Raw genomic sequence first — 25,126 nt, 5'->3', positions numbered from 1 at the left:
GCTCAGACCGTCTGGCCCGCAGCGCGCAGCTGGCCGGCTGCTCTGGTCCGCTCCGCCTCGTCGTCGCTGTCCAGCCCCGCTCGGGCCGCCGCGACGTCGATCTCGTCGGCTAGCTCCGCGGTCTCGGCGAGAATGCTCACGCCGCGCTCGCTGATGGACAGGAAGCCGCCGTGCACGGCGGCGCGCACTACCTCGCCGTCGGTGGTGCGGATCTCGACGGCGTGGCCGTCGACCAGCTGGCCGAGCAGCGGGATGTGGCGAGGCAGGATGCCGATCTCGCCCTCGATCGTCCGCGCCAGCACCATCGTGGCCTGGCCCGACCACAGACGACGCTCGACGGCGACCAACTCGACGGACATCTCGGCCACGTTCATCTCCTTCGTCGACCTCGAGGACCGATTCTATCGGTTACGGAATGCGTACGGGCCACGCCTTCACCGCAAGGCCCGTGGTGAACGCGGTGGGGGTGCCGGCTGTGCCCATGCAGCAGCCGGCACCCCCACCGCCAAGGCTCACTTACCGGTGAGCTCCTTGTACTTCTTCTCCAGGTCCTCGAGGCCGCCGCACATGAAGAACGCCTGCTCGGGGTAGTGGTCGAAGTCACCCTTGGCGATCCTGTCGAACGCCTCGATGGTCTCCTTGAGCGGCACGGTCGAGCCGGGCTGACCGGTGAACTGCTCGGCGGAGTACATGTTCTGCGACAGGAAGCGCTCGATGCGCCGGGCCCGCTGCACCGTCACCTTGTCCTCTTCCGACAGCTCGTCGATGCCGAGGATGGCGATGATGTCCTGCAGGTCCTTGTACTTCTGCAGCAGCCGGACGACCTCGCGGGCGACCCGGTAGTGCTCCTCGCCGACGATCTGCGGGTTGAGGATCGTCGAGGTGGACACCAGCGGGTCCACGGCGGGGAAGATGCCCTTGGAGAACACCACGCGGGAAAGCTCGGTGGTGGCGTCCAGGTGGGCGAACGTGGTGGCCGGCGCCGGGTCGGTGTAGTCGTCGGCGGGCACGTAAATCGCCTGCATCGAGGTGATCGACCGGCCACGGGTCGAGGTGATGCGCTCCTGGAGCTCGCCCATCTCGTCGGCCAGAGTCGGCTGGTAACCCACGGCGGAGGGCATGCGGCCCAGCAGCGTGGACACCTCGGAGCCGGCCTGGGTGAACCGGAAGATGTTGTCGACGAACAGCAGCACGTCCTGGTTCTGCACATCGCGGAAGTACTCCGCCATGGTCAGCGCGGACAGCGCGACGCGCAGCCGGGTGCCCGGCGGCTCGTCCATCTGACCGAAGACCAGGGCGGTGTCGTTGATGACGCCGTCCTCGGTCATCTCCAGGATCAGGTCGTTGCCCTCACGGGTGCGCTCGCCGACGCCGGCGAACACCGAGGTGCCACCGAAGTTCCGGGCGACACGGATGATCATCTCCTTGATGAGCACCGTCTTGCCCACGCCGGCGCCGCCGAACAGACCGATCTTGCCACCCTGCACGTACGGGGTGAGCAAGTCGATGATCTTGAGGCCGGTCTCCAGCATTTCGGTGCGGCCCTCAAGGGCGTCGAACGCCGGGGCCTTGCGGTGGATGCCCCAGTGCTCGGCGTCCTTGGCGTGGCCGGGCACGTCCAGGCACTCGCCCAGGGCGTTGAACACGTGGCCCTTGACGATGTCGCCGACCGGAACCGAGATCGACTTGCCGGTGTCGGTCACGGCGTGGCCGCGGACCAGACCGTCGGTGGGCTGCATCGAGATGGTGCGGACCAGGCCGTCACCCAGGTGCTGGGCGACCTCCAGGGTCAGCAGCCGGTTGATGCCGGCGGTGTCGACCTGCACGTGGAGGGCGTTGAACAGCTCGGGCACCGCGCCGCGCGGGAACTCGACGTCGACGACGGCGCCGAGGACGCGAGCGATGCGGCCGGTGGAGCTGGCGGTTGCGGTAGTCATCTCACTCATCACTTCCTGCGGCTGCGAGGGCGTTGGCGCCACCGACGATCTCGCTGATCTCCTGGGTGATCTGGGCCTGGCGGGCCGCGTTGGCCTGGCGGCTGTAGTCGCGGAGCAGGTCGTTCGCGTTGTCCGTGGCCGCCTTCATCGCGCGCTGGCGGGAGGCCAGCTCGGATGCCGCCGCCTCCATCAGCGCCGAGAACAGGCGCGTGTTGATGTACTTCGGCAACAGCGCGCCGAGCAGCTGCTCGGCCTCGGGCTCGAACTCGTACGAGGTGCGCGACGTGGTCGGCTCCTCGGCGTACTCGACCTCGAGCGGCGCGACCTGCTTGGCCACCGGGCTCTGCGTCAGCATGGACTTGAACTCGGTGTACACCACGTGCACCTCGTCCACGCCCTCCTCGGACATGAACGACTCGACCAGGGCCGAGCCGGCCTCCGCGGCGGTGGCGTAATCGGGCTGGTCGGACGTGCCGAACCAGGCCCCGGCCAACTCGCGGTTGCGGAAGCCGTAGTACGCCATGCCCTTGCGGCCGGTCACGTACAGCACCGGGGTCTTGCCCTGCTCGCGCAGCAGCGACTGGAGCTCCTCGGCGCGCTTGAGCACCGAGGAGTTGTAGGCGCCGCACATGCCCTTGTCACTGGTCACCACGAGCACCGCGGCCCGCTTCGGCTCCGGCCGGGCCACCAGCAGCGGGTGGTCCAGCGTGGAGACGTTGGCGAGCTCGGTCAGCGCGCGGGTGATCTCGTCGGCGTACGGCCGGGCGGCGACCATCCGCTGCTGCGCCTTGGGCAGGCGCGAGGTGGCGATCAGCTCGTAGGCACGAGTGATCTTCTGGGTCGACTTGACCGCCCGGATCTTCTGCCGAAGAACTCGAAGCTCAGCTGCCATGGCGCGTCACTTCTTCGGAGCGGGCCGGTTGACCTGCACGGACTCGTGGCCGACCTCGTCGGCGTCCATCGCGTCCGCCGGGTGCTCGACCACGGACGAGCCGTCGGAGGCGGTGAAGCCCTTCTTGAAGGTCGCGATGGCCTTCACCAGACGCTCGTCGGTCTCGTCCGAGAGGTCCTTGGTGTCGCGGATGTCGGCGAGGATGCCGGCCTCGTTGTGCCGCAGGTGCTCGAGGAAGTCCGTCTCGAAGCGGCGGATGTCCTCCAGCGGCACCGAGTCCAGGTGGCCACGGGTGCCCAGGTAGATGGACGCGACCTGCTCCTCGACCGCGAACGGGCTGTAGGCGGGCTGCTTGAGCAGCTCGTACAGCCGGGCGCCGCGGGCCAGCTGGGCCTTGGACACGTCGTCCAGGTCGGACGCGAAGGCGGAGAACGCCTCCAGCTCCCGGTACTGGGACAGGTCCAGCCGCAGCGAGCCGGCGACCTTGCGCATGGCCTTGATCTGGGCCGAGCCGCCGACCCGGGAGACCGACACACCGACGTTGACCGCCGGGCGCTGACCCTGGTTGAACAGGTCGGACTCCAGGAAGCACTGGCCGTCGGTGATGGAGATGACGTTGGTCGGGATGTAGGCCGAGATGTCGTTGGCCTTCGTCTCGATGATCGGCAGACCGGTCATCGAGCCCGCGCCCAGCTCGTCGGACAGCTTCGCGCAGCGCTCCAGCAGGCGGGAGTGCAAGTAGAAGACGTCGCCCGGGTAGGCCTCGCGGCCCGGTGGACGGCGCAGCAGCAGGGAGATGGCCCGGTAGGCCTCTGCCTGCTTGGTCAGGTCGTCGAACACGATCAGGACGTGCTTGCCCTGGTACATCCAGTGCTGGCCGATGGCCGAGCCGGTGTACGGGGCCAGCCACTTGAAGCCGGCCGGGTCGGACGCCGGGGCGGCGACGATGGTGGTGTACTCCAGCGCGCCCGCGTCCTCCAGCGCCGTCTTCACGGCGGCGATGGTGGAGCCCTTCTGGCCGACGGCGACGTACACGCAGCGCACCTGCTGCTTGGGGTCGCCGCTCTCCCAGGCCTTCTTCTGGTTGATGATCGTGTCGACGCAGACCGTGGTCTTGCCGGTCTTGCGGTCGCCGATGATCAGCTGCCGCTGGCCCCGGCCGATCGGCGTCTGCGAGTCGATCGCCTTGATGCCGGTCTGCAGCGGCTCCTTGACCGGCTGGCGCTCCATCACGGTCGCGGCCTGCAGCTCCAGGACGCGCTCGTCGTCGGCGACGATGTCGCCGAGGCCGTCGATCGGCTGGCCGAGCGGGTTGACCACGCGGCCGAGGAAGCCGTCGCCGACCGGCACGGACAGCACCTTGCCGGTCCGCTTGACCTCCTGGCCCTCCTCGATCGACTCGTAGCCGCCGAGGATGACCGCGCCGATCTCACGCACGTCCAGGTTGAGCGCGACACCGAGGATGCCGCCCGGGAACTCCAGCAGCTCGTTGGTCACAGCGGAAGGCAGGCCCTCGACAAAGGCGATGCCATCACCCGTCGCGGTGACGGTGCCGACCTCTTCCCGGTTGACGTCCGGGGAGTAGCTGGAGACGTAGTTCTCGATCGCACTGCGGATCTCGTCCGACGAGATCGTCAGCTCCGCCATGTCGTTCCTGCTCTCACTTCGCTCTGGGCATATCTAACGTTTGGGAGCCGACTCAGCCGGCCAGTTCACGTCGCAGCAGGTCGAGCTGGCCGGCGACGCTGCCGTCGATGACCTCGTCCCCGACCCTGACCACGAGTCCGCCACGCACCGTCGGGTCGACCTCGACGTGCGGCACGACCTGACGGCCGTAGACCCGCGCGAGGGCGGTGGCCAGCCGGTCCACCTGCGCGGCGGTCAGCTCGACGGCCGACCGCACGTAGGCGACGGAGCGCTCGCGACGCCGGGCGGCGACCGCGGTGAGCTCCTCCAGGCCGGCGACGATGTCGCGGCCGCGAGGCGTGGTCACCAGCTGGCGCACCAAGATCTCGGTGACCGGCTCGACCTTGCCGGCGAGCAGCGTGTCCACCAGCGCGGCCTTGCCCGCGGCGTTGCCGCCGGAGGCCCCGAGCACCTGCGCCAGCTCGGTCTGGGCCGCGATGATCCGGCCCAGCCGGAACAGCTCGTCCTCGACCGCGTCCAGCCGGTTGCTCCGCTCGGCACGCACCAGCAGCGCGGTGCGGGCCAGCGACTCCAGGCCGTCCAGCAGCTCGCGGGCGCTGGACCAGCGGGCCGTGACGGCCGCGGACAGCACCTTGAGCGTGCCGTCGCCGACCTTGCTGCCGAGCAGCCCGCGCACCAGAGCCTCGCGGGCCTGCGGCTCGGACGCCGGGTCCGAGACCGCGCGACGCAGCGCGTGCTCCTCGACCAGCAGCCGGACGACCGCGAACAGCTCCTCGCCCAGGGTCACCAGACCCTGGTCGTCGGCGCCGTCGATGACGTCCAGCAGCCGCAGCTCGGCCGCCGCGAGCGCCTCACGACTTGCGGCGTGCATCAGCTCTCTCCCTTGGTCGCGACCAGCGACGGCTCGGCGGCCTCGGCCCGGGCGGACATCGCGTCCAGCTCGTCCAGGAACCGGTCGACGGTGGCGCTGCGGGCGCCGGCGTCGGCCAGATGCTCCTCGACCAGGCGGTTGGCCACCTCGACCGACCGCTGACCGAGGTAGGCGTGCAGCTCGCGCATCAGGTGCTGACGGCGGTTGGCGAGCTCTTCCTCGCCCCGCTGCCGGATCCGCTCGACCTCGCGGTCGGCCTGCACCCGCATCTCCTCGACGATCCGCTGCGCGTCCGCACGCGCGTTGTCGCGGATCTTCGCGGCCTCCTCGCGGGCCTCGACCAGCGCGTCGGCGTACTTCGCCTCGGCGACGGCCAGCCGCTTCTCGGTCTCGGCGGCCCGCTCGATCTGGCCGCGGATGGTCTCCTGCTGAGCCTTCATCGCCTTGCGCGCCGGCGGCACGATGTACCGCACGACGAAGAAGACGATGATCGCGAACGCGAAGAGCTCAGCGATGTACTCGGCCACGCCCATCAGCCGTTCCCCTCCAGCTCGCCGAGAATGCGGTCCACATTGGCGTTGCTGCGCGCCGCCGGGGCGAGATCGCCGCCGACGACCCGCCCGGCCAGGGCCGTGGACAGCTCACCGACGTGCGTGCGCAGCTCGGCGACGACCTGGGCGCGCTGGGCGGCCAACTGCTCATCGCCGCGCTGCACGATCTGGTCGGCCTCGGCCTGCGCCCGCTGCCGCATGTCGTCCAGGATGCGCTGGCCCTCGGCCCGCGCGGTGTCCCGGATCGACGCGGACTCGGCACGGGCCTCGGCCAACGCCTCGTTGTACTTCGCCTCGGCCTGCTCGAAGCGCTCCGCAGCCGCACGCGACTGCTCGGCCTCCTTGCGGACCATGTCCTCGCGGTCCTTCAGCGCCTTCTGCACCGGCGGCAGCACAAAGCGCCAAATGACCAGCAGGACGATGGCGAAGATGATGAGCTCGCCGATGAAGGTGCCGTTGGGAATGAGGAAGTTGTCCCCAGCCGCGAGAACCTTGTCATGCATGGAGATCAGGCCCCGCTACCCGGCTGGGAGAACACGATCAGTGCCATGAAGGCGAGGTTGATGAAGTACGCGGCCTCGACCAGACCGACGGTGATGAAGAACGGGAGGAACAGGCGGCCCTGGGCCTCCGGCTGCCGAGCCACACCGGCGATGAACTGGCTACCAGCGATACCGTCACCGATACCGGCGCCGATCGCGCCACCACCGAGGATGAGACCGCCACCGATGTAGGCACCAGCCGCGATGATGGCCTGGTTGATGTCAGCCATGACTCTCCTAATCCGATATTTCTTTGACGCCTGTGGTGAATGTCAGACTAAGCCAAGCGGGTCTAGCTGTCGGAATCAGTGGTGCTCCTCCGGCAGTTCCGTCGCCTGGCCGAAGTAGAGGATGGTCAGCAAGGCGAAGATGAACGCCTGGATAAGCCCGACGAACAGGTCGAAGAGCTTCCAGATGACGTTCGGCGCCCAGAGGATGTAGGACGGGAACATCGCCATGATCAGGGACACCATGATGGTGCCGCCGAAGACGTTGCCGAAAAGTCGCAGCGAGAGCGAGATCGGCTTGGCGAGCTCCTCGACGATGTTGATCGGAGCCAGGAACGTGACGTGGCCCTTGGCCAGCTGCACCAGGTGACGGCCGGCGCCGCGGCGACGCGCGCCGGCGACGTGGAACCACACGAACACCAGCAGCGCGAGCGCGTAGGTGAAGTTGGCGTCCGAGGCCGGCGGCGGCACGATGTCGTGCCCGCCGATCTGCACCGGCAGCACGGCCAGCCAGTTGGCCACCAGGATGTACAGGAACAGCGACATGGCCAGCGGCACCACGTAGGGCGCGATCTTGAGGCCGATGATGTTGTCGACCTGCTGGCGCACCGCGCCGGTGATCGTCTCGAAGAACAGCTGGACGCCCCCGGGCACGCCGGCGGTGATCTTCGCCCGCAGGGTGAACGCGAGGACGATCAGGACCGCGGCGGCGATCGCGCTGGCCAGCAACGTGTCACCGTTGAACGTCATGCCGAACAGTTCGAAACGGAACAGGTGCTGCCCGATCTCGATCTGCGACGCGGCCAGATTCTGCGTCGTCATTGCTGGCGAAGCCCCTTCACTGCCGATGCCGAGGTGCTGGCGATCATGATGAGCTGGAAGACCGCGAGACCGAGGAAGATGCCGATGCCGTCCGGCCGCACCAGGAAGAAGAGCCCGATGGCGAGCGCGGTGATGATGGCGAGCCGGCCGAGGGCCGAGATCGCCAGGCCCCTCTTGCTCGGGTTCTCGGTGATGGTCGCCTTGGCGACCGAACGCTGGACGAGGCGGGTGTTCAGCAGACCGAGCCCGAGGCCGACGACACCGAAGACCCCCATCAGGATGTGGCCCAGCAGACCCGACACCACCAGTGCCAGAACTCCCATGGCCGCTGACATCAGCAGCGGACGACGCAGATCGACTATCCGCTGGACGTGGATGGGAGTGGGCGACGCAGCTTCCCCGGCTGACATGCTTTACCCCTCGAACCTCATTGTTTCAGGAACTTACGAAGCGTGGCATAGGCGAAAATCCAGGCGCTGGCGATGCCTATAGCCAAGCCGATGAAGACGAAGACCGGAACGGTGTGCAGGACGGAATCCAACCACCATCCGAGTCCCACTCCGCCGACAACCAGGACCACGACCGTGGAGCCGATACCGATCAGGCTCGCCACGCTCGGGCGACCGCTGGGCTGTTTGGCGGACATGACAGGACGGCTGTCGCTATCCGGCGATGCGCGCGGAGAGATGACGGTCAGTCAAGGGCAGCTCCTCGTCGTAGCGGCGCCGTCCGAGCTTTGTGTCGGCCGTGACCTCGGATCTCCGTACGGTCACTGGGTCGGCAGGTCCCCGTCGTTCGGAGACACGGCGAACGCTACCACAGGGTACGGACGCCACTGCCACGGGCCCTCAGAGACGGGCTCGTGGTGCGTCCAGCGAGTCTGCAACCCCAAGGACTATACGCGCGCAGGCAAGCTGGGGTTCGTTAATTCCGTGGGCAGTCTTGACAATTCGCCCGATATGGACCTAGTTGCCGCGTGCGGCGGCGCGGGCCGCCTTGAGCCGCGGCACCGCCGAGACGCCCAGCGCGAGCAGCAGACCTGCGGCGACGCCGAACACCACCACCTCCACCGGGGCGAAGGCCAGCGCCACCGCGCCGAACGCGAGCAGCCCGGCCCACAGGTAGATCAGCAGCACCGCCCGCCGCTGGGAGTGCCCGATCTCCAGGAACCGGTGGTGCAGGTGCATCTTGTCGGCGCTGCCGATGCTCATGCCCTTCCGGGTGCGCCGGATGATCGCCATGATCAGGTCCAGCAGCGGCACGAACAGCACGGCCGCCACCACGATCAGCGGGGTCAGCAGGGCGATCAGGTCCCGCGGGTCGGCCACCGAGTAGTTCAGGTCGCCGGCCTGCGAGGTGCTGGCCGCGGCCAGCATCAGGCCGATCAGCATGGAGCCCGAGTCGCCCATGAATATCTTGGCCGGGTTGAAGTTGTGCGGTAGGAAGCCCAGACAGGCGCCGGCCAGCGCGGCCGAGATGAGGGCCGGCGGGTACAGGTGCGCGTCGCCGCCGCGCTGGTCGAGCAGCCCCAGGGAGAAGGCACAGGTGGCCGCGGCCGCGATGAAGCCGATGCCGGCGGCCAGGCCGTCCAGACCGTCCACGAAGTTCATCGCGTTGATCATCGTGACGGTCAGCAGCATGGTCAGCAGCGTGCCCTGGCTCGGGCCCAGCACCAGGACCGAGCCGTAGCTGCCGTTCAGGCCGTCCCACGGCACCCAGAAGGCCAGCCACTGCACGCCGAACACCACCAGGATGCCGGCCGCGGTGACCTGGCCGGCCAGCTTGGTCAGCGAGTCCAGCTCGAACCGGTCGTCGATCGCGCCGACCAGCGTGATCAGCAGGCCGGCCAGCACCACTCCCCACGGCGCCAGCGAGTACGTGTACGCGACCCGCAGCACCGGCAGCTGGTGGGCCAGCAGCATCGCCGCCAGCACACCCGCGTACATGGCCAGGCCGCCCATCTTCGGGATCGGCGTGACGTGCACGTCGCGGGCGCGCGGGGCGTGCGCCGCGCCCAGCCGGATGGCGATCACCCGGACCAGCCCGGTCAGCAGGAACGTCACCGCGGCGGCGGTGAGCCCGACGAGGAGGTACTCCCGGACGGGCAGCAGGCCGGCGGCCGGGGTTGGCAGCTGAGTACCCACGGCGTGCTGTCGCTCCTTGTGTTCGCTGCAAGGGGAAAAGAGGCGACTACAACGCTACCGCCATCCGTGTGGTGCCTGGCCCCGGGGCTAGTTGATCACTTGCCCACGACGTCCTCGCCCAGCACCTCGTTCAGCTCGGCGATGGTGACCGCGCCTTCCCGCAGCACCAACGGCTTCGCGCCGGTGAGGTCCAGGATGGTCGAGGCGACGCCCTTGTCCGCGGTACCGCCGTCCAGATACACCGCCACCGACTCGGCCAGCTGCGACTGGGCGTCGGCCGCCGTCGTCGCCGGCGCGTGGCCGCTGCGGTTGGCGCTGGACACCGCCATCGGGCCGACCTCGCGCAGCAGCTCGATCGCCACCGGGTGCAGCGGCATGCGCAGCATCACCGTGCCACGGGTCTCGCCCAGGTCCCAGTTCAGCGACGGGGCGTGGTTGAGCACGAGCGACAGGCCGCCCGGCCAGAACGCCTCGATCAGCTGGCGGGCCTGAGTCGGCACGGAGAAGACCAGGCCGTCGATGGTCGTCCAGGACCCGACCAGCACCGGGATCGGCATGTCCGGCCCGCGGCCCTTGGCCTCCAGCAGCGAGCGCACCGCCGCCGCGTCGAACGCGTCGCAGCCGATGCCGTAGAGGGTGTCCGTGGGCAGCACCACCAGACGGCCGGAGCGGACCGCGCCCGCTGCCGCGGCCAGCCCCGCCTCGCGGCTGTCCTGTCGGGAACAGTCATAAACAGTGCTCACGGCAAAGGATCGTCGCAGAGCCCCCACTCCGCCTTCCGCCCGGGGCGGCCTCACCCACCCCCGCCTCGAAGCCACATGTGGCCCACATTCGACTCCCAGCGCCACATGTGGACCACATGTGGCAAAAAAGCGGGAGGGGGTGTGCGGCTATCGGGAGAGGGCGCGGAGTTGCCAGCGCTGCCGCCGATACGTGTACACCGCGTAGAACACCGCGGCCGCGCCGATCACCAGTCCGGCCACGACCAGCGGCCAGCTGTCCAGCAGTCCACCCAGGACGATCGGCAATACCCCGAACAGCAGCGCCACCCCACCGAGGAAGCCGGCGTTGCGGGGCGCGGTCCAGATCCACTCCTGACCGGACCGCACCTCCTCCAGCAGGGCCCGCGCGGCGGCCAGCAGCTCGACGTCGTCGGTCCCGGAGACGGCGACCCGACCGGCCAGCTCCTCGCACTGCGCCAGCTGCTTGGCGTCGCCGATGAGCAGCCGCCCATCACCGGTCTCGGTCCGCACCTCCACGGTGCGGGCCAGCAGCGCCACGGCCAGGTAGTAGCCAATGACCGGATCGCCCTTGCGGGTGCGGGCCAGCACGTCCAGCTCGGCGACGGCGGTCTCGGCCTGGCCGGTCGCCGCCCGCACCAGGGCCAGGCCCAGCACGGCCAGGATGGACAGCGGCGCCACCACCAGGGCCCGCTGGAACTGGGACTCGGCGGTGGCCCAGTCCCGCCGGGCCACGGCCACGTCGCCCAGCGCCACGTAGTCGTTGCCGTCGCCGCGGATGCGGCAGGCCTCCTCGAACAGCGGCTGGGCCCGGGCCAGGTCACCGGCCTCCAGGGCCTGCCAGCCCTGCGCGAACGGGTCCTCCGGACGCGAGGACCGCAGCCCGGCCGGCACCAGCCACCACTTGGTGGAGATGTCCTTCCACTCCCGGCCGGCCTGCCACTCGTTGCCCATCCGCGACCCTCGCTCAGTAGGCTTGGTTCGGCTCGCATTCTTCCGGACGGGGAGGGCCGTGCGCACTCCACTACAGCTGGCGCTGGTCGCGGCGGTCGGCTACCTGGTCGCGGGCAGCCTGCTCGGGGTGGCCCTGCTGGCCTCGCACGGCAGCACCGTGGTCGCCGGCGACGCGGCCGCCGCCCCGATGGCCTCGACCCCGGCCCCGACCGGCCCACCGTCGGGATTTCAGCAGGTCAGCGGCCCGTCGGGGCTGACAACCGTGATCCCGGACGGGTGGCAGGTCAGCACCATCCGCAACGGCTTCCAGGCCGACGACCCGCACAACGGCGGGGCCAACGGCCGCTTCGTGCGCTACCAGGGCGTGGCCGGCGAGGCCGACCTGTTCACCTGGCTGACCGCCTACGAGAAGCAGTCCTGGTCCACCCAACCGGGTTACCAGCGGGTCCAGATGAACCAGCAGAAGTTCCAGAACAGCCCGGCCGTGCTGTGGGAGTTCACCTACAGCCTGAACGGCGAGCCGCGGCACGTGAAGATCCTGTACTGGAACGCCAACGGCACCCAGTACGACGTCTACGCCTCGGCCCCGGCGACCGGCTGGGCCCAGACCTCCCCCATCTTCGACGCGATGGTGGGCGGCTCAGCGGTGCACTAGCTCCTCCGCGCAGTCACAAATCTTGGTCGGCCGGCAAGGTCCTGGTGCTCCACCACGTCGGTCAGCACGCGCCGGGACGCGAGCAGCGCCGGCACCGAATCGCCGTGTGTGTCGTCGTGCTCGATGGCCACCCCGCCGCCGGGCGCCAGCAGCCGGGCGGCCAGCGCCACCACGTGCCGGATGACGTCGAGACCGTCCACACCGGAGAACACCGCCTGCGCGGGATCGTGCTCGGCGACCTCCGGCTGCACCACGGTTCCCGTTGGCACATAAGGGGGATTGCACAGCACGAGATCGACGGCACCGTCCATTTCGGACAGCACGCCGGGCGCGGTGACGTCAGCGGCATGCAGTCGGATCGGGGTGTCGCCGGCGGCGGCCCGCTTGTCGGCATTGCGCCGGGCCCAGGCCAGGGCCGACCGGTCCAGCTCCACCGCGTGCACGACGGCGTCGGGTCGGGAATGGGCCACGGCCAAGGCCAACGCGGCCGAACCGGTGCACAGGTCGACCACCAGTGGGTTGGAGCCAGCAAATTGGGCGCGGCCTTGCAGCTGCGCCAATCCCCACTCCAGCAGCAGCTCGGTCTCCGGCCGTGGCACGAAAACCCCGGGCCCGACGTCCACAGTGATCGGTCCCAGCGGCGCCCAGCCCAGCAGGTGCTGCAACGGAATCCGCTTGGCCCGCTGGTGCACCAGCTTGCCGATGCCCTCCACCACCTGCGGGTCGACCAGCGGCACCAGCGGCAGCTTCATCCGCTCCACGCCGACCACGTGGGCGGCGATCTCCTCGGCGTCGAACCGCGCGCTGTCGATGCCGGCCGCGGACAGGATCCGTTCCGCGTCGAGAATGGCCAGCCGCAGCGGCTGTCGGTGCCGGACGTCAGCCATTGCTGCCCACCGCGGCCAGCCGCTCGGCCCGGTCGGCCTCGGCCAGCGCGTCCAGCAGCGGGTCGAGCTCGCCGGTCAGCACCTGGTCCAGGTTGTGGGCCTTGAAGTTGATGCGGTGGTCGGAGATGCGGTTCTCCGGGAAGTTGTACGTGCGGATCCGCTCCGAGCGGTCCACCGTGCGGACCTGGCTGCGGCGGTTCGCCGACGCCTCCTGCTGCGCCTTCTCCTCGGCCAGCGCCTGCAGCCGGGACTGCAACACCTCCATGGCGCGGGCCTTGTTCTGCAGCTGCGACCGCTCGTTCTGGCAGGACACCACGATGCCGGTGGGCAGGTGGGTGATGCGCACCGCCGAGTCGGTGGTGTTGACGCTCTGGCCGCCGTGCCCGGAGGAGCGGAACACGTCCACCCGCAGGTCCTTCTCGTCGATCTCGATCTCGACGTCCTCGACCTCGGGGTAGACCAGCACGCCGGCGGCCGAGGTGTGGATGCGGCCCTGCGACTCGGTCACCGGCACCCGCTGCACGCGGTGCACGCCGCCCTCGAACTTCAGTCGCGACCACACGCCGTCGATGTCGCTGCCCTTGGACTTGATGACCAGCGTGGCGTCCTTGTAGCCGCCCAGGTCCGAGTCGGTGGCGTCGAGCATCTCGGCCTTCCAGCCGTGCTTCTCGGCGTAGCGCAGGTACATCCGCACCAGGTCGGAGGCGAACAGCGCCGACTCCTCGCCGCCCTCGCCCGACTTGACCTCCATCACGATGTCGGACGCGTCGTGCGGGTCGCGCGGCAGCAGCAGCTCGGTCAGCTTCTGCTCCAGCTCGGGGATCCGCGCCCGCAGCTCGTCGGCCTCGGCGGCGAACGCCGGGTCCTCGCCCGCCAGCTCCTCGGCCGCGCTGATGTCGTTGCGCACCTGCTCCAGCTCACGGATCGTGCGCGCCACCGGCGTCAGCTCGGCGTAGCGGCGTCCGAGCTTGCGCGCCGTCGCCTGATCGGCGTGCACCGAGGGGTCGGCGAGCCGCTCCTCCAGCTCGCGGTACTCGGACAGCAGCGCCTCAAGGGCCTCAGGGACGGGTCTGGTCACACTCCCTAGTTTGCCTAACGGCCGGAGCTCCCACCCGATCGGGCCAGCGCGACCGCCTCCAGCTGGGAGCCGACCTCCAGCTTGGCCAGGATGGAGCGGATCTGGCTGCGCACCGTGGCCACCGACACGACGAACTCCTCGGCCACCTTGGCGGCCCGCTGACCTGCGGCAAGACGGTCCAGCACCTCCCGTTCCCGGGCGGTCAGCCGGTCCAGCAGACGGGTCCGGTCGCGGTCGCCGCGGTTGAGCTCGACCAGCTCACGGCGCTCCCGCTCGGACAGCGTGGACCGGCCCGCGGCCGCGGCGACGGCGGCCTGTAAGAGCTCCTCGAACGGCGCGGCCTTGGACACCCAGCCGATCGCCCCGGCCACCACCGCGGCGGCGATCCGGTTGCGGCTGGACGATCCGGTCACCACCAGCACCTGCCAGCCCATCGCCTTCAGCGGCAGCACCAGGTCGGCGCCGTCCACGTCCAGGCCGAGGTCCATGTCCAGCAGCACGATGCCGCGCTCCTCGCCGGCCTGCGCCTCGGCGATGATCGCCGCCTCGGATGTGACCGGGCAGCGCTTGGCCGGGATGCCCTGGGCGCGCAGCGCCAACACCAGTGAGGTGGCCACGATCGCATGATCGTCGATCACCAGAACGGGTGGTCGCATCAGCGGCCCGCGGGCACGGCGAGGGCGGCGACGGTGCCGTGCCCGTCGGCGGCCGGCCGCAGCGACAGCGATCCGCCGGACGCGCCGACCAGCTGCTGGCTCAGGTGCAGCCCGAGGCCGCTGCCACCGCGGGAGCGGTCGTGCACACCGCGCCGGAACACCTTGCCGCGCACTTCCGGGGCCAGGCCGGGGCCGTCGTCACGCACCTCGACCTGCACGTTGCGGCCGTCGGCCCGGGCGCTGACCAGCACCTTGGCCCCCGGCGCGTGCCGCTCGCAGTTGGCCAGCAGATTGGTCACGACCTGGGCGAACGCGTCGGCCGGCATCGTGGTGCGCAGGCCCGGCTCCACATCCAGCTCCACGTCCAGGCCGTTGGTGCGGCGCAGGGTGACGATGCGGGTCAGCACCGGGTCCACCTCGCAGCCCGGCGGCTCGGCCCGCTGGTCGAGCAGGTTGCGCAGGCGGCCGATCTCCTCGCGGACGGCCTCCCCGAGCAGTGCACGGTCGTCGCCGCCGGCGTGGTTGAGCACGTGGGTCATGCCGTCCAGGCCGGCCAGCACGTTGTGCAGCTCGTGGTCCAGCTCAGCAATGCGGTCCACCCGCAGCTGCGAGGTGTGGAACCGCTCGCGCAGCCGGCGGGCCAGGGCCGCGCACATGATCACCGCGCCGCACAACCGCAGGCTGGCCCCGCCCAGGCCCATGTTGCCGGTCTCGCGCAGCACCTGGGCCACGAAGACCACCACCATGCCGGCGCCGAGGCCGTAGGCCATCGGCACCCGGTTGCGGACGCCGTAGCCGATGTAGGCCAGCGTCACGACCAGCCACAGCGCCACCGAGAACCGGTCCAGCGTGCCGTCCGCGGCCAGCGCGTCCAGCGGCGGGACCGTCATGACCACCATCGCCAGCGCGACCGCCACCACGATGCCGAGCAGGCCGCCGGGCCAGCCCCTGGTCCAGGACGGCTGGCCGGGCACCAGGGCGCAGGCCATCAGCACCAGGAAGATCAGTCCGCCGCTGGTGCGCAGCAGGCCCATCAGGTGCTGCGTGCCGGGCGTGGTGAAGGCGATGACCGTGGTGGGAAGCACAACTGCGGCGTAGACCGTTACGGCGGCGGCCAGGCCGCCGATACCTCTGCTGTCGTCGATTCTGGCCAGCATGTAGGCCAGCACGACGCCGCACGCGGTGATACCGGCCACCGCCACGACCAGCAGCAGCTGGCCGGACTGGTCCGGGATCACGGTGCGGGCCGGCGAGAGGTTGACCGCGATGGTCGCGAGCACCGCGACCGTCGCCGGGATGCGGACCGCGGGTATGCGTGCCAACCAAGCCTGCCCTGTCATGCGCAGCCCCCTGCCCACAACGTCGGCGCGGCCGTGGGAGATCGGCCGCCTTGATGATGCTTCAACCAACCGGCCTATCGACCGCGCCCCCGGACGTGTTATCCGGATTACGGGCACGAATCTCGGTCACCGAGAAGTCGGACATCCGGTTGGTTGGCAACGACGGATACCCAATTTTGACGATGAGCCGGCCGGACCGCCGGGGGCAGTCTAGTCGTGTCGAACCGCACCGGGGTCCGGGAGAGCCCCCGGTGCGGCGATGGAAGACCGTGGCGGCGTCGGTAGCCCCCAGCCGGCGCCGCCACGGCGCACCACTCATTCCCAGCAGTACCGCAGTGCACACGCGCCCGTTCCTTGGGCGGGTAGGACCCGACGCAACCCCCAGACGCCGGGTCGAGGCACAACGCGAGAGGGCCCCGCAGCCAGTCGGCTACGGGGCCCTCTCGACGCTCGGGGGTCTGGGGGTGTCCCCCAGAGAGGCAGGCAGGCGACGCGGTCCGCGCTTTCCGCGGACACACGCCGCCCGAGCCTGTGGTTATCGCAACTTCACTTCTTGCGCTTGCCGTAGCGAGCCTCGAAGCGGGCGACGCGACCACCGGTGTCCAGGATCTTCTGCTTGCCCGTGTAGAACGGGTGGCAGTTGGAGCAGACCTCGACGTGGATCGCACCGGAGGTCTTGGTGCTGTGGGTCGTGAAGGTGTTGCCGCAACCGCAGGTCACGGACGTCTCCACGTACTCCGGGTGAATGCCGGCCCTCATGTGCTTGCTTCCTCTCATCGGCGGCCGCCGGGTCCCCTTGGCTGGTGCTGGGGTGAACCGGAGCCTGACTCGACCATCCATTCTGCCAGATGGCCCGACACCTGGATAAACAGGCCGCCCCACTGGTTTGTTCCCCGTCGACCACTCGCCGCACGGCACGGCCCGCCGAGCGCTGCGACGAGCCTTCCGGCGACCTCACCCACCCGCCGAACGGCCTATTCGCCACACTGTGCCGCGTGTCATGCGCCCTGGACGCCTGTTCGCCGCCGCGGCCACTGCCGCTGGCGGTGTGGCTGACCGTGCCCGTGCTGTTCACGGCCACGGTGCTCGGCCTGCTCGGGGCCGCTTGCCTGACGCTGGGTGTGGGCGACGGCACGCAGCCGCTGTCGGCGCCGGTGTTCGGGGCGGCGGCCGCGGTGACGGCGGCGCTGCACTCGGGGGTGCCGTGGGGGCGGCGGTCCCAGCTGCGCCGGATCGCCCGCTGGTACCCGGCGTTGGTGCTGGCCAGCGGCATCGCGCTGAGCTGGCTGACCGTGCCCGACCTGGTGGCGATCGTGATCGGCGGCCCGGCGGCGGCCGCGGCGGTGGCGCTGTGCGTGTGGGAGCACCAACTTTCGGCTGACCTCGGGGCGTGACCCGGCGTTCCCGTTTCCGGTCACGGCAACGACCGATGACGTGACTCCGGTCACGAACCTAGCGTTGCGTCCACCTCGCCAAGATCTCACTTCCTGAGGGGACAAGCCGTGAACAGTTTTCTGAAAACCGCGGCCAAGGCCGTGTTAGCCGTCACCCTGTCGGTCGCCGTCGTGGGCGCCGTCCCGGTGGCCGAGGCGGCCGCGGCGCCGGCCGTCGTCGCCGCGCCCATGTCGGCCGGCGACGGCACGCCGGCCGGGGCCGTCGCCTGGTACCAGGCGCACAACGGCAGCACCGCCTACCAGGGCTACTGCGAGAAGGCCGCGGAGAACGCCTACGGCACCACCGGCGTGTGGGCCTCGGCCAACGCCCACTGGAACGGCGCGTCCCCCAAGCACGCGGGCGACCGCAACCCGCCGCTGGGCGCGTTCGTCTACTGGAACATCAGCGCCTACGGCCACGTCGGCATCTCCGACGGCGCCGGCGGCTTCTGGGCCTCCAGCGTCAACGGCCGGATCGGCCACGTCACCAAGGCCATGGGCGGCTACGACTACTTCAACAACTACCGGGGCTGGACCCCGCCGGCCCGCCCGCACCAGTGAGCCCGTGGGACCACGTCCCACTCCCGGGGATCCGCTGAGCCCCCCGCACGGGGTCCCCACCCGATAGGAAGGGGCCCTTCCTGACGTTGAACGTCAGGAAGGGCCCCTTCACCGCTGTTCAGGCGATGATCAGTTGTCGTCGCCGTTGCTGCCCGGCGTGGTCTTGGCCACCTGCATCAGGAACTCGATGTTGGTGCGGCTCTTGCGCAGCCGGTCCAGCAGCAGGTCGATGGCCTGCTGGCTGTCCAGGGCGTGCAGCACGCGGCGCAGCTTGTGCATCACGGCCAGCTCGTCCGGCGGGAGCAGCAGCTCCTCCTTGCGGGTGCCGGACGGGTCGACGTCGACGGCGGGGAAGACCCGCTTGTCGGCGATGCGCCGGTCCAGCTTGAGCTCGGCGTTGCCGGTGCCCTTGAACTCCTCGAAGATGACCGTGTCCATGGTCGACCCGGTCTCCACCAGCGCGGTCGCGAAGATGGTCAGCGAGCCGCCACCCTCGATGTTGCGCGCCGCGCCGAGGAAGCGCTTCGGCGGGTACAGCGCGGTGGAGTCGACACCACCGGACAGGATGCGGCCGGAGGCCGGCGCGGCCAGGTTGTACGCGCGGCCCAGACGGGTGATCGAGTCCAGCAGCACGACCACGTCGTGGCCCATCTCCACCAGGCGCTTGGCCCGCTCGATGGACAGCTCGGCCACGGAGGTGTGGTCGCCCGGCGGGCGGTCGAAGGTGGAGGCGATGACCTCGCCCTTCACCGACCGCTGCATGTCGGTGACCTCTTCCGGACGCTCGTCCACCAGGACGACCATCAGGTGGCACTCCGGGTTGTTGGTGGTGATCGCGTTGGCGATCGACTGGAGCACCGAGGTCTTGCCGGCCTTGGGCGGGGACACGATCAGCGCGCGCTGGCCCTTGCCGACCGGCATCACCAGATCGATGACACGGGTGGTGAGGATGTGCGGCTCGGTCTCCAGGCGCAGGCGCTCGTTCGGGTAGAGCGGCGTGAGCTTGGTGAACTCCGGCCGGTTGCGCACCTGGTCGGGCTCGAGGCCGTTGATGGTGTCCACCCGGACCAGGGGGTTGAACTTCTGCCGCTGCTGCTCGCCCTCGCGGGGCTGGCGCACCGCGCCGGTGATGTTGTCGCCGCGGCGCAGGCCGTGCTTGCGCACCAGCGACAGCGACACGTAGACGTCGTTCGGGCCGGCCAGGTAGCCGGAGGTGCGCACGAAGGCGTAGTTCTCCAGCACGTCCAGGATGCCGGCGACCGGCAGCAGCACGTCGTCGTCGCGGACCTCGGTGTCGCCACCGCCGCCGCCCTGGCCGCGCTCGGCGCCGTCGCGGCCGCGCCGGCGGTCGCGGAACCGACGCCCGCGGCGGCCGCCGCGCTCGTCGTCGTCGTCCTGCTGGCGGTTGTCCGGCCGGTTGTTCTGCTGGCGGTCGCCCCGGTCACCGCGGTCGTTGCGGTCGCCCCGGTCGTTGCGGTCGCCGCGGTCACGCTGGCGGTCGCCCCGGTCGCGCTGCTCGTTGCGCTCGCCCCGCTCACGCTGCTCGCCGCGGTCGCCCTGCTGGCGGTCCTGGCGCTCCGGCCGCTCCTGGCGCTCGCCCTGCTGCGGGCGGTCGCCGGCCGGCTGGGCGGCGGACTGCTGCTGGTCGGAGCTGTCGGGGGCGCCGGCCGGACGGCCGGCGGCGCGACGACGCCGGTTGTTGCGGCGGCCGCCCTCCTCCTCGCCCTGACGGGCCGCGGGCGCGGTCTCCGCAGGCGCTGCCTCAGCAGCGGGGGCGGGCGCGGCGGCGGCCTCGACCGGAGCGGCCTCAGCCTTGGCCTCGGCGGCCTTCTCCTTCTTGCCGTCGGCGGCGCGGGCGGGCTTCTCAGCGGTGCGGCGGGCCGGCTTGGACGCGGTGACACCGGTCAGCGGCAGCTCGGCGGTCTCGGCGCGGCCGCCGGAGGACCCCTGGCGCTCCTTGATCGCGGCGATCAGGTCGCCCTTGCGCATGCCCGCGGTGCCGCTGATGTTGAGTTGACCGGCGAGCTCGCGCAGTTCCGCGAGCACCATGCCGGACAGTCCTGCGCGGCGCTTCGTGGTGGTCAGCGGGGTCTCCTTGGATTCGATACGGGGGGCAGGAGCCGAGTCCTGCTGGGAACCCGGCGCGGCGGACACCGCGTCGCTGCCCAAGAGATCGGTGTTGCTCACACATGTCCTTCCTGACCGGTCCGAGCCTCCTACTTGGACCAGCTGCGCCGTCCCGAAAGCTGAACGGCGCGGGTGCCCGCGAGCGGGCGAAACGCCGCGAACACGGGACTTGTCGGTCACCACAGCGGCCGGGTATCCCGCCAGACGTCGACTGGACGTTCCGATCGGGAGATGCGTACCGGGACGAGTGCCCGGGCACGACACCGGCGCCCGTGCGCTCGGTGACTGATCTACCCTGAGGGTAGACGGCACGCCGGCATGGTGCAACAACTGGTCCCCGGCGTGGCGTACTCGTGGCAACAGCCGCGACCAGGACTTTGTGCCGAAATCAACCGATCGGCCGAACCTGTACGCCGTCCCGGTCGATTTTCAGCCGGCGGGCCTGGAAGCTGGTCAGATCCACCTCGGCCGGCACCTCCTGATCCCCGCTGACCAGCGTGAACACCGTGGGGCCGGCACCGGACACAGTGGCCGGCAGGCCGGCCGCGCGCAGCGCTTCGACAACACGGATCGTGTCCGGCCAGGCCGGTTCGCGGTACCCCTGGTGCAGTCGATCCGCCGTGGCGGGCAAAAGGAGTTCCGGCGCGGTGGTCACCGCGTGCACCGCCAGCGCCGCCCGCCCGGCCGCGAACGCGGCGTCGGCGTGCGGCACCTGGGCCGGCAGCAGGCCGCGCGTGGTCTTGGTGGACGACTCGGTGGCCGGGATGAACACCATCGCCGCCAGGTCGGGGTGCGGTTCGAGCCGAACGGCTCGGAAGCACTGCCCCTTCTCCCCCTCGGCCCAGGCCAGCACCAGGCCGCCGAGCAGGCTGGCCGCGGCGTTGTCGGCATGCCCCTCGAATTCCGAGGCCAGCTGCAACGCCCGGTCATCCAACGTCTTGCCGGCCAGCGCGTAGCCGGCGGCCACGCCCGCGACCACCGCCGCGGCCGACGAGCCGAGACCGCGGGAGTGTGGGATCGTGTTGCGGCACCGGACAACCAGCCCATCCGGAACGCCGTCGACAGCCCGGATCGCCCGCACCAGCAGGTGATCCTCGTCGAGCGGCACCTGCCCGGCGCCCTCGCCCTCGACGTGCACTTGCAGCCCGGACTCGGCCACCTCCACGGTGACCTCGTCGTACAGGCCGAGCGCCAGGCCCAGTGCGTCGAACCCGGAGCCCAGATTGGCGGTGGAGGCCGGAACCCGGACGTGAACCGCCCTCACACCAGCTCCAGGGCGTGCGCCACCGCACCGGGCTCCACCGGCAGCACCTCGAACGCCGGCATGTCCTTCAGCGCGGTGTCCGGATCCTTCAGCCCGTGACCGGTCACGGTGCACACCACCGTGGAACCCTTGGGCAGCCGGCCATCCGCGGCCGTCAGCAGCAGCCCGGCCACGCTGGCGGCGGAGGCGGGCTCCACGAACACGCCCTCCCGCGAGGCCAGCAACCGGTACGCGGCAAGGATCTGGTCGTCGGTGACAGCGTCGATCAAGCCGTCCGACTCGTTACGGGCGGACACCGCACCGTCCCAGGACGCGGGATCGCCGATGCGGATCGCGGTGGCGATGGTCTCCGGGTGGCGCACCGGACTGCCCTGCACCAGTGGCGCCGCGCCGGCCGCCTGGAAGCCGAACATCCTTGGCGCGGCGGCAATCACGCCGTCCTTCGCGTACTCGGTGTAACCCTTCCAGTACGCGGTGATGTTGCCGGCGTTGCCCACCGGCAGCAGGTGCACGTCCGGCGCCTGGCCGAGCACGTCGCACACCTCGAAGGCGGCCGTCTTCTGGCCGTCGATGCGGATCGGGTTCACCGAGTTCACCAGGGAGATCGGGAACTCGGCGGCGGTCTTGCGGGCCAGCTCCAGGCAGTCGTCGAAGTTGCCGTCCACCTGGAGGATGCGGCAGCCGTGCATGACCGCCTGGGCCAGCTTGCCCAGCGCGATCTTGCCGCTGGGCACCAGAACCGCGCAGGTGAGCCCGGCCTTGGCGGCGTAGGCCGCGGCCGAGGCGGAGGTGTTGCCGGTGGAGGCGCAGATGACCGCCTTGGAACCCTGCGACACGGCCAGGCTGATCGCCGCCGTCATGCCGCGGTCCTTGAAGGATCCGGTCGGGTTCGCGCCCTCCACCTTCAGGAAGACACGGTTGCCGGTCAACTCGGACAGGTGCTTGGCTTCGACGAGCGGCGTGCCGCCCTCGTGCAGGGTGACGATCTCGGCGTCGGCCGGCAGTGGGATCCGGTCCCGGTACGCGGCGATGATCCCGGGCCATCCGGGCCTGATCGACGTCCCTTGGGCCGCTGTGATCATGACTCTTCCCCTTCGACCCGCATCACGCTGACGACCTCACGCACCACCGGCAGCCCGGCGATCTTGTCCACCGTGCCGCGCAGCGCCGCGTCGGACGCGGCGTGCGTGACGACCACCAGGCTCGCGTCCACCGGACGGCCTTCCTGGCGCACCACGGCGATGCTCACGTCGTGCTCGGCGAACACCGCGGCGACCTGCGACAGCACGCCCGGCCGGTCGGCCACGTCCAGGCTGATGTGGTAGCGGGTGCTGGCCTGGCCCATCGGCCGGACCGGCAGCTCCGCGTACGCCGACTCGCGCGGGCCCCGCCCGCCGGCGACGATGTTGCGCGCCACCGCGACCAGGTCGCCGAGCACCGCGCTGGCCGTCGGCGCGCCGCCCGCGCCCTGGCCGTAGAACATCAGCTGGCCGGCCGCGTCGGCCTCGACGAACACCGCGTTGAACGCGCCGCCGACCGAGGCCAGCGGGTGGCTGTTGGGGATCATCGCCGGATGCACACGGACGGCCACGGACTCGACGCCCTCCGCGTCGGTGACCCGCTCGCAGATGGCCAGCAGCTTCACCGTGCGGCCCAGTCCCCGGGCGGCCGCGATGTCGGCCGAGGTGACCGCGGAGATGCCCTCACGGTGCACGTCCCCGGCGGTGACCCGGGTGTGGAAGGCCAGCGAGGCCAGGATCGCCGCCTTGGACGCGGCGTCGAAGCCGTCCACGTCCGCGGTCGGGTCCGCCTCCGCGTAGCCGAGACGGCTGGCCTCCTCCAGCGTCTCGGCGTAGCCGGCGCCGGTGGCCGACATCGCCGACAGGATGAAGTTGGTGGTGCCGTTGACAATGCCCATCACACGGTTGATCCGGTCCCCGGCAAGGGACTCGCGCAGCGGGCGCAGCAACGGGATGGCCCCGGCCACCGAGGCCTCGAAGTAGATGTCCGCGCCGGAGGCGTCGGCCGCCGCGTACAGCTCGGGGCCGTGCTCGGCCAGCAGCGCCTTGTTGGCCGTGACCACGGACTTGCCGGCGTTGAGCGCTTTCAGCAGCAGCGAGCGCACCGGCTCGATGCCGCCGATCACCTCGACGACAACGTCCACATCGGACTCGACGAGCGAGTCGGCGTCAGTGGTCAGCAGCTCGGCCGGCACCTCGCGGTGCTTGTTGGGCCGGCGCACCGCGATGCCGGTCAGCTCGACGGGCGCCCCGATCCTGGCCGCGAAGTCCTCCGCCTGGTCGGTGAGCAGCCGTGCCACCTCGGTGCCGACGGTGCCGCAGCCGAGCATCGCGACCTTGATGGGTTTCACGACTATGCCTCCAGGCGGAACAGGTCGTCCTCGGTCTCCCTGCGCAGCAACAGCCGGCTCTGGCCGTCCTTGACGGCGACGACCGCCGGACGGGGCAACCGGTTGTAGCCGTTGGCCATGGCGTAGCAGTAGGCGCCGGTCCCGGCCAGCGCGAGCAGGTCGCCGGGGGCGATGTCGCCGGGCAGCCAGCAGTCGCGCACCACGACGTCGCCGGACTCGCAGTGCTTGCCCACCACGCGGGACAGCGTGGCCGGCACGTCCTCGTCGACGCGGCGGGACACCAGCCGGCAGTCGTAGACCGCGTCGTACAGGGCGGTGCGGATGTTGTCGCTCATGCCGCCGTCGACGCTGACGTAGCGGCGGCCGGTGCCGCCGCCGAGCACAACGTCCTTGGTGGTGCCGACTTCGTACACCGTGACAGTGCCGGGGCCGGCGATGGCCCGGCCCGGCTCCACGGCCACGCGCGGCACCGGCAGTCCCTCGTTGTCGCACTCCTTGCGCACGATCTGGCGCAGCTGCTCGGCCAGCTGCCCGACCGGCGGCGGGTCGTCGTCGGCCATGTAGGCGATGCCGAGCCCGCCACCGAGGTCCACAGTGGTCAGATCGGCCAGCGCGTCGTCGCCATGTTCCTTGTGCAGCCGGGAAAGCAGACCGATCACCCGGTGCGCGGCGATCTCGAAGCCGTCGGCGTCGTAGATCTGCGAGCCGATGTGGCTGTGCAGGCCGACGAGCTTGAGCCCCTCGGCCTTGAGCACCCGGCGGGCCGCCTCGGCGGCGTCGCCACCGGCCAGCGAGAAGCCGAACTTCTGGTCCTCGTGCGCGGTGGCGATGAACTCGTGGGTGTGGGCCTCGACGCCGACCGTCACGCGGATCAGCACCGGCTGCCGCACCCCGCGGCCGCGGGCGATCTCGTCCAGGCGGGCGATCTCCAGGAACGAGTCCAGCACCACCACGCCGACACCGGCGTCCACCGCCATGGCCAGCTCGGCCGAGGACTTGTTGTTGCCGTGCAAGGCGATCCGCTCCGGCGGGAACTCCGCGCGCAGCGCGATGGCCAGCTCGCCGCCGCTGCACACGTCCAGCCCCAGGCCCTCCTGCGCGACCCAGCGGGCGATCTCCACGGACAGGAAGGCCTTGGACGCGTAGTGCACCAGCGCCGGGTCGCCGAACGCCTCGGCGTGCGTGCGGCAGCGGGTGCGGAAGTCGTCCTCGTCGACCACGAACAGCGGCGTGCCGTACTGCTCGGCCAGCTCCCGCACGTCCACGCCGGCCAGCTCGACCACGCCGTCCGCGCGGCGGCTGGTGTTCAGCGGCCACACGTTGGCCGGCAACGTGTCCATCTCGTCCGAAGTGGACGGTCGGGTTCCTGCGGTGTTCGCCGGCACCAACACGTCGGCGTGACGTGGGCCGGCGGGGTGTGCGCGCAT

Annotated in this window: 27 protein-coding genes; 3 read left to right on the top strand and 24 right to left on the bottom strand. The window is 70.6% G+C overall.

The window, feature by feature from the left end; translation table 11 throughout:
• Positions 1 to 2: 2 nt before the first annotated feature.
• The 14 genes from JJ691_RS44965 to JJ691_RS44900 form a co-directional block, all read right to left on the bottom strand.
• The gene (locus JJ691_RS44965; protein ID WP_211772130.1) at positions 3 to 359 is read right to left on the bottom strand and encodes a F0F1 ATP synthase subunit epsilon; all 357 of its coding nucleotides are present in this window, start codon (positions 357 to 359) and stop codon (positions 3 to 5) included.
• 153 nt (positions 360 to 512) lie between these two features.
• Positions 513 to 1,937 (bottom strand): F0F1 ATP synthase subunit beta, encoded by a 1,425-nt coding sequence (atpD, locus tag JJ691_RS44960; protein ID WP_211765498.1) that lies wholly within the window; start codon positions 1,935 to 1,937, stop codon positions 513 to 515.
• 1 nt (position 1,938) lies between these two features.
• Positions 1,939 to 2,829 (bottom strand): F0F1 ATP synthase subunit gamma, encoded by an 891-nt coding sequence (locus tag JJ691_RS44955; protein WP_211765497.1) that lies wholly within the window; start codon positions 2,827 to 2,829, stop codon positions 1,939 to 1,941.
• A 6-nt stretch (positions 2,830 to 2,835) separates the two neighbouring features.
• Positions 2,836 to 4,476, bottom strand: a complete 1,641-nt coding sequence (gene atpA / locus JJ691_RS44950) for a F0F1 ATP synthase subunit alpha (RefSeq protein WP_211765496.1) — start codon at positions 4,474 to 4,476, stop codon at positions 2,836 to 2,838.
• Positions 4,477 to 4,528: 52 nt separating this feature from the next.
• On the bottom strand, positions 4,529 to 5,347 hold the full coding sequence (locus tag JJ691_RS44945) for a F0F1 ATP synthase subunit delta (RefSeq protein ID WP_211765495.1): 819 nt from the start codon (positions 5,345 to 5,347) through the stop codon (positions 4,529 to 4,531).
• Complete coding sequence (atpF, locus tag JJ691_RS44940; protein ID WP_211765494.1) at positions 5,347 to 5,880, bottom strand: F0F1 ATP synthase subunit B; 534 nt, start codon at positions 5,878 to 5,880, stop codon at positions 5,347 to 5,349. The genes JJ691_RS44945 and atpF overlap by 1 nt, the downstream gene beginning before the upstream one ends.
• Positions 5,880 to 6,401, bottom strand: coding sequence for a F0F1 ATP synthase subunit B (locus JJ691_RS44935; RefSeq protein ID WP_211765493.1), 522 nt, complete (start codon positions 6,399 to 6,401; stop codon positions 5,880 to 5,882). Before JJ691_RS44935 ends, atpF begins: the two co-directional genes overlap by 1 nt.
• Positions 6,402 to 6,406: 5 nt before the next feature.
• Positions 6,407 to 6,670: a F0F1 ATP synthase subunit C gene (locus tag JJ691_RS44930; protein ID WP_184865394.1), complete on the bottom strand. Its 264-nt coding sequence runs from the start codon at positions 6,668 to 6,670 to the stop codon at positions 6,407 to 6,409.
• Between the two features lie 75 nt (positions 6,671 to 6,745).
• Positions 6,746 to 7,489, bottom strand: a complete 744-nt coding sequence (gene atpB / locus JJ691_RS44925) for a F0F1 ATP synthase subunit A (RefSeq protein WP_211765492.1) — start codon at positions 7,487 to 7,489, stop codon at positions 6,746 to 6,748.
• The gene (locus tag JJ691_RS44920) at positions 7,486 to 7,899 is read right to left on the bottom strand and encodes an ATP synthase subunit I (protein ID WP_211765491.1); all 414 of its coding nucleotides are present in this window, start codon (positions 7,897 to 7,899) and stop codon (positions 7,486 to 7,488) included. The genes atpB and JJ691_RS44920 overlap by 4 nt, the downstream gene beginning before the upstream one ends.
• A gap of 17 nt (positions 7,900 to 7,916) precedes the next feature.
• On the bottom strand, positions 7,917 to 8,135 hold the full coding sequence (locus tag JJ691_RS44915; protein WP_211765490.1) for an AtpZ/AtpI family protein: 219 nt from the start codon (positions 8,133 to 8,135) through the stop codon (positions 7,917 to 7,919).
• A 319-nt stretch (positions 8,136 to 8,454) separates the two neighbouring features.
• Positions 8,455 to 9,633 carry a glycosyltransferase family 4 protein gene (locus tag JJ691_RS44910; RefSeq protein WP_442912563.1) on the bottom strand — a complete coding sequence of 393 codons (1,179 nt, stop codon included), beginning with the start codon at positions 9,631 to 9,633 and terminating at the stop codon, positions 8,455 to 8,457.
• Between the two features lie 95 nt (positions 9,634 to 9,728).
• Positions 9,729 to 10,376, bottom strand: a complete 648-nt coding sequence (locus JJ691_RS44905) for an L-threonylcarbamoyladenylate synthase (protein ID WP_211765489.1) — start codon at positions 10,374 to 10,376, stop codon at positions 9,729 to 9,731.
• A gap of 147 nt (positions 10,377 to 10,523) precedes the next feature.
• A complete protein-coding gene (locus JJ691_RS44900; RefSeq protein WP_211765488.1) occupies positions 10,524 to 11,327 on the bottom strand; it encodes a hypothetical protein in 804 nt (267 codons plus the stop codon).
• Between the two features lie 58 nt (positions 11,328 to 11,385).
• On the opposite strand from JJ691_RS44900, the gene JJ691_RS44895 reads away from it, so the two are divergent.
• Positions 11,386 to 11,982, top strand: a complete 597-nt coding sequence (locus JJ691_RS44895) for a hypothetical protein (protein WP_211765487.1) — start codon at positions 11,386 to 11,388, stop codon at positions 11,980 to 11,982.
• On the opposite strand, the gene prmC is transcribed toward JJ691_RS44895, so the two are convergent.
• From prmC to rpmE, 5 genes are all read right to left on the bottom strand, one after another.
• A complete protein-coding gene (prmC, locus tag JJ691_RS44890; protein WP_211765486.1) occupies positions 11,979 to 12,869 on the bottom strand; it encodes a peptide chain release factor N(5)-glutamine methyltransferase in 891 nt (296 codons plus the stop codon). The two genes, JJ691_RS44895 and prmC, sit on opposite strands and share 4 nt — an antisense overlap.
• On the bottom strand, positions 12,862 to 13,947 hold the full coding sequence (prfA, locus tag JJ691_RS44885) for a peptide chain release factor 1 (protein WP_211765485.1): 1,086 nt from the start codon (positions 13,945 to 13,947) through the stop codon (positions 12,862 to 12,864). Before prfA ends, prmC begins: the two co-directional genes overlap by 8 nt.
• Positions 13,948 to 13,961: 14 nt before the next feature.
• Complete coding sequence (locus JJ691_RS44880) at positions 13,962 to 14,603, bottom strand: LuxR family transcriptional regulator (RefSeq protein WP_211765484.1); 642 nt, start codon at positions 14,601 to 14,603, stop codon at positions 13,962 to 13,964.
• On the bottom strand, positions 14,603 to 15,925 hold the full coding sequence (locus JJ691_RS44875; RefSeq protein ID WP_211765483.1) for a sensor histidine kinase: 1,323 nt from the start codon (positions 15,923 to 15,925) through the stop codon (positions 14,603 to 14,605). Before JJ691_RS44875 ends, JJ691_RS44880 begins: the two co-directional genes overlap by 1 nt.
• Positions 15,926 to 16,489: 564 nt before the next feature.
• Positions 16,490 to 16,702, bottom strand: coding sequence for a 50S ribosomal protein L31 (rpmE, locus tag JJ691_RS44870; RefSeq protein ID WP_211765482.1), 213 nt, complete (start codon positions 16,700 to 16,702; stop codon positions 16,490 to 16,492).
• Positions 16,703 to 16,938: 236 nt separating this feature from the next.
• Between rpmE and JJ691_RS44865 the strand changes: the two genes are divergently transcribed.
• Positions 16,939 to 17,337: a hypothetical protein gene (locus tag JJ691_RS44865; protein ID WP_211765481.1), complete on the top strand. Its 399-nt coding sequence runs from the start codon at positions 16,939 to 16,941 to the stop codon at positions 17,335 to 17,337.
• 108 nt (positions 17,338 to 17,445) lie between these two features.
• Positions 17,446 to 17,937 carry a CHAP domain-containing protein gene (locus tag JJ691_RS44860; RefSeq protein ID WP_249227435.1) on the top strand — a complete coding sequence of 164 codons (492 nt, stop codon included), beginning with the start codon at positions 17,446 to 17,448 and terminating at the stop codon, positions 17,935 to 17,937.
• 129 nt (positions 17,938 to 18,066) lie between these two features.
• Here JJ691_RS44860 and rho read toward each other — a convergent pair whose 3' ends face one another.
• From rho to lysA, 5 genes are all read right to left on the bottom strand, one after another.
• The gene (rho, locus tag JJ691_RS44855; RefSeq protein ID WP_211765480.1) at positions 18,067 to 20,124 is read right to left on the bottom strand and encodes a transcription termination factor Rho; all 2,058 of its coding nucleotides are present in this window, start codon (positions 20,122 to 20,124) and stop codon (positions 18,067 to 18,069) included.
• A 328-nt stretch (positions 20,125 to 20,452) separates the two neighbouring features.
• The gene (gene thrB, locus JJ691_RS44850; RefSeq protein WP_211765479.1) at positions 20,453 to 21,328 is read right to left on the bottom strand and encodes a homoserine kinase; all 876 of its coding nucleotides are present in this window, start codon (positions 21,326 to 21,328) and stop codon (positions 20,453 to 20,455) included.
• Entirely contained in the window at positions 21,325 to 22,410 is a 1,086-nt protein-coding gene (thrC, locus tag JJ691_RS44845) for a threonine synthase (protein ID WP_211765478.1), read from the bottom strand. Before thrC ends, thrB begins: the two co-directional genes overlap by 4 nt.
• A complete protein-coding gene (locus JJ691_RS44840) occupies positions 22,407 to 23,699 on the bottom strand; it encodes a homoserine dehydrogenase (protein ID WP_256449321.1) in 1,293 nt (430 codons plus the stop codon). Before JJ691_RS44840 ends, thrC begins: the two co-directional genes overlap by 4 nt.
• Positions 23,700 to 23,701: 2 nt before the next feature.
• The gene (gene lysA, locus JJ691_RS44835) at positions 23,702 to 25,126 is read right to left on the bottom strand and encodes a diaminopimelate decarboxylase (protein ID WP_211765477.1); all 1,425 of its coding nucleotides are present in this window, start codon (positions 25,124 to 25,126) and stop codon (positions 23,702 to 23,704) included.

The organism is Kutzneria sp. CA-103260 (assembly GCF_018263855.1).
Lineage (GTDB): Bacteria > Actinomycetota > Actinomycetes > Mycobacteriales > Pseudonocardiaceae > Kutzneria.
The sequence above is the reverse complement of the archived record's forward strand: the minus strand, read 5'-3'. Positions and strand labels throughout refer to the sequence as shown.

Coding starts and splice junctions, on each gene's coding strand:
- JJ691_RS44915 (WP_211765490.1), bottom strand. CDS start 8,135: ATGTCCGCCAAACAGCCCAGCGGTCGCCCGAGCGTGGCGAGCCTGATC.
- JJ691_RS44920 (WP_211765491.1), bottom strand. CDS start 7,899: ATGTCAGCCGGGGAAGCTGCGTCGCCCACTCCCATCCACGTCCAGCGG.
- JJ691_RS44900 (WP_211765488.1), bottom strand. CDS start 11,327: ATGGGCAACGAGTGGCAGGCCGGCCGGGAGTGGAAGGACATCTCCACC.
- lysA (WP_211765477.1), bottom strand. CDS start 25,126: ATGCGCGCACACCCCGCCGGCCCACGTCACGCCGACGTGTTGGTGCCG.
- prmC (WP_211765486.1), bottom strand. CDS start 12,869: ATGGCTGACGTCCGGCACCGACAGCCGCTGCGGCTGGCCATTCTCGAC.
- JJ691_RS44955 (WP_211765497.1), bottom strand. CDS start 2,829: ATGGCAGCTGAGCTTCGAGTTCTTCGGCAGAAGATCCGGGCGGTCAAG.
- JJ691_RS44965 (WP_211772130.1), bottom strand. CDS start 359: ATGTCCGTCGAGTTGGTCGCCGTCGAGCGTCGTCTGTGGTCGGGCCAG.
- atpF (WP_211765494.1), bottom strand. CDS start 5,880: ATGGGCGTGGCCGAGTACATCGCTGAGCTCTTCGCGTTCGCGATCATC.
- atpB (WP_211765492.1), bottom strand. CDS start 7,489: ATGACGACGCAGAATCTGGCCGCGTCGCAGATCGAGATCGGGCAGCAC.
- atpA (WP_211765496.1), bottom strand. CDS start 4,476: ATGGCGGAGCTGACGATCTCGTCGGACGAGATCCGCAGTGCGATCGAG.
- JJ691_RS44880 (WP_211765484.1), bottom strand. CDS start 14,603: ATGCGACCACCCGTTCTGGTGATCGACGATCATGCGATCGTGGCCACC.
- thrC (WP_211765478.1), bottom strand. CDS start 22,410: ATGATCACAGCGGCCCAAGGGACGTCGATCAGGCCCGGATGGCCCGGG.
- JJ691_RS44935 (WP_211765493.1), bottom strand. CDS start 6,401: ATGCATGACAAGGTTCTCGCGGCTGGGGACAACTTCCTCATTCCCAAC.
- rpmE (WP_211765482.1), bottom strand. CDS start 16,702: ATGAGGGCCGGCATTCACCCGGAGTACGTGGAGACGTCCGTGACCTGC.
- JJ691_RS44930 (WP_184865394.1), bottom strand. CDS start 6,670: ATGGCTGACATCAACCAGGCCATCATCGCGGCTGGTGCCTACATCGGT.
- JJ691_RS44945 (WP_211765495.1), bottom strand. CDS start 5,347: ATGCACGCCGCAAGTCGTGAGGCGCTCGCGGCGGCCGAGCTGCGGCTG.
- atpD (WP_211765498.1), bottom strand. CDS start 1,937: ATGACTACCGCAACCGCCAGCTCCACCGGCCGCATCGCTCGCGTCCTC.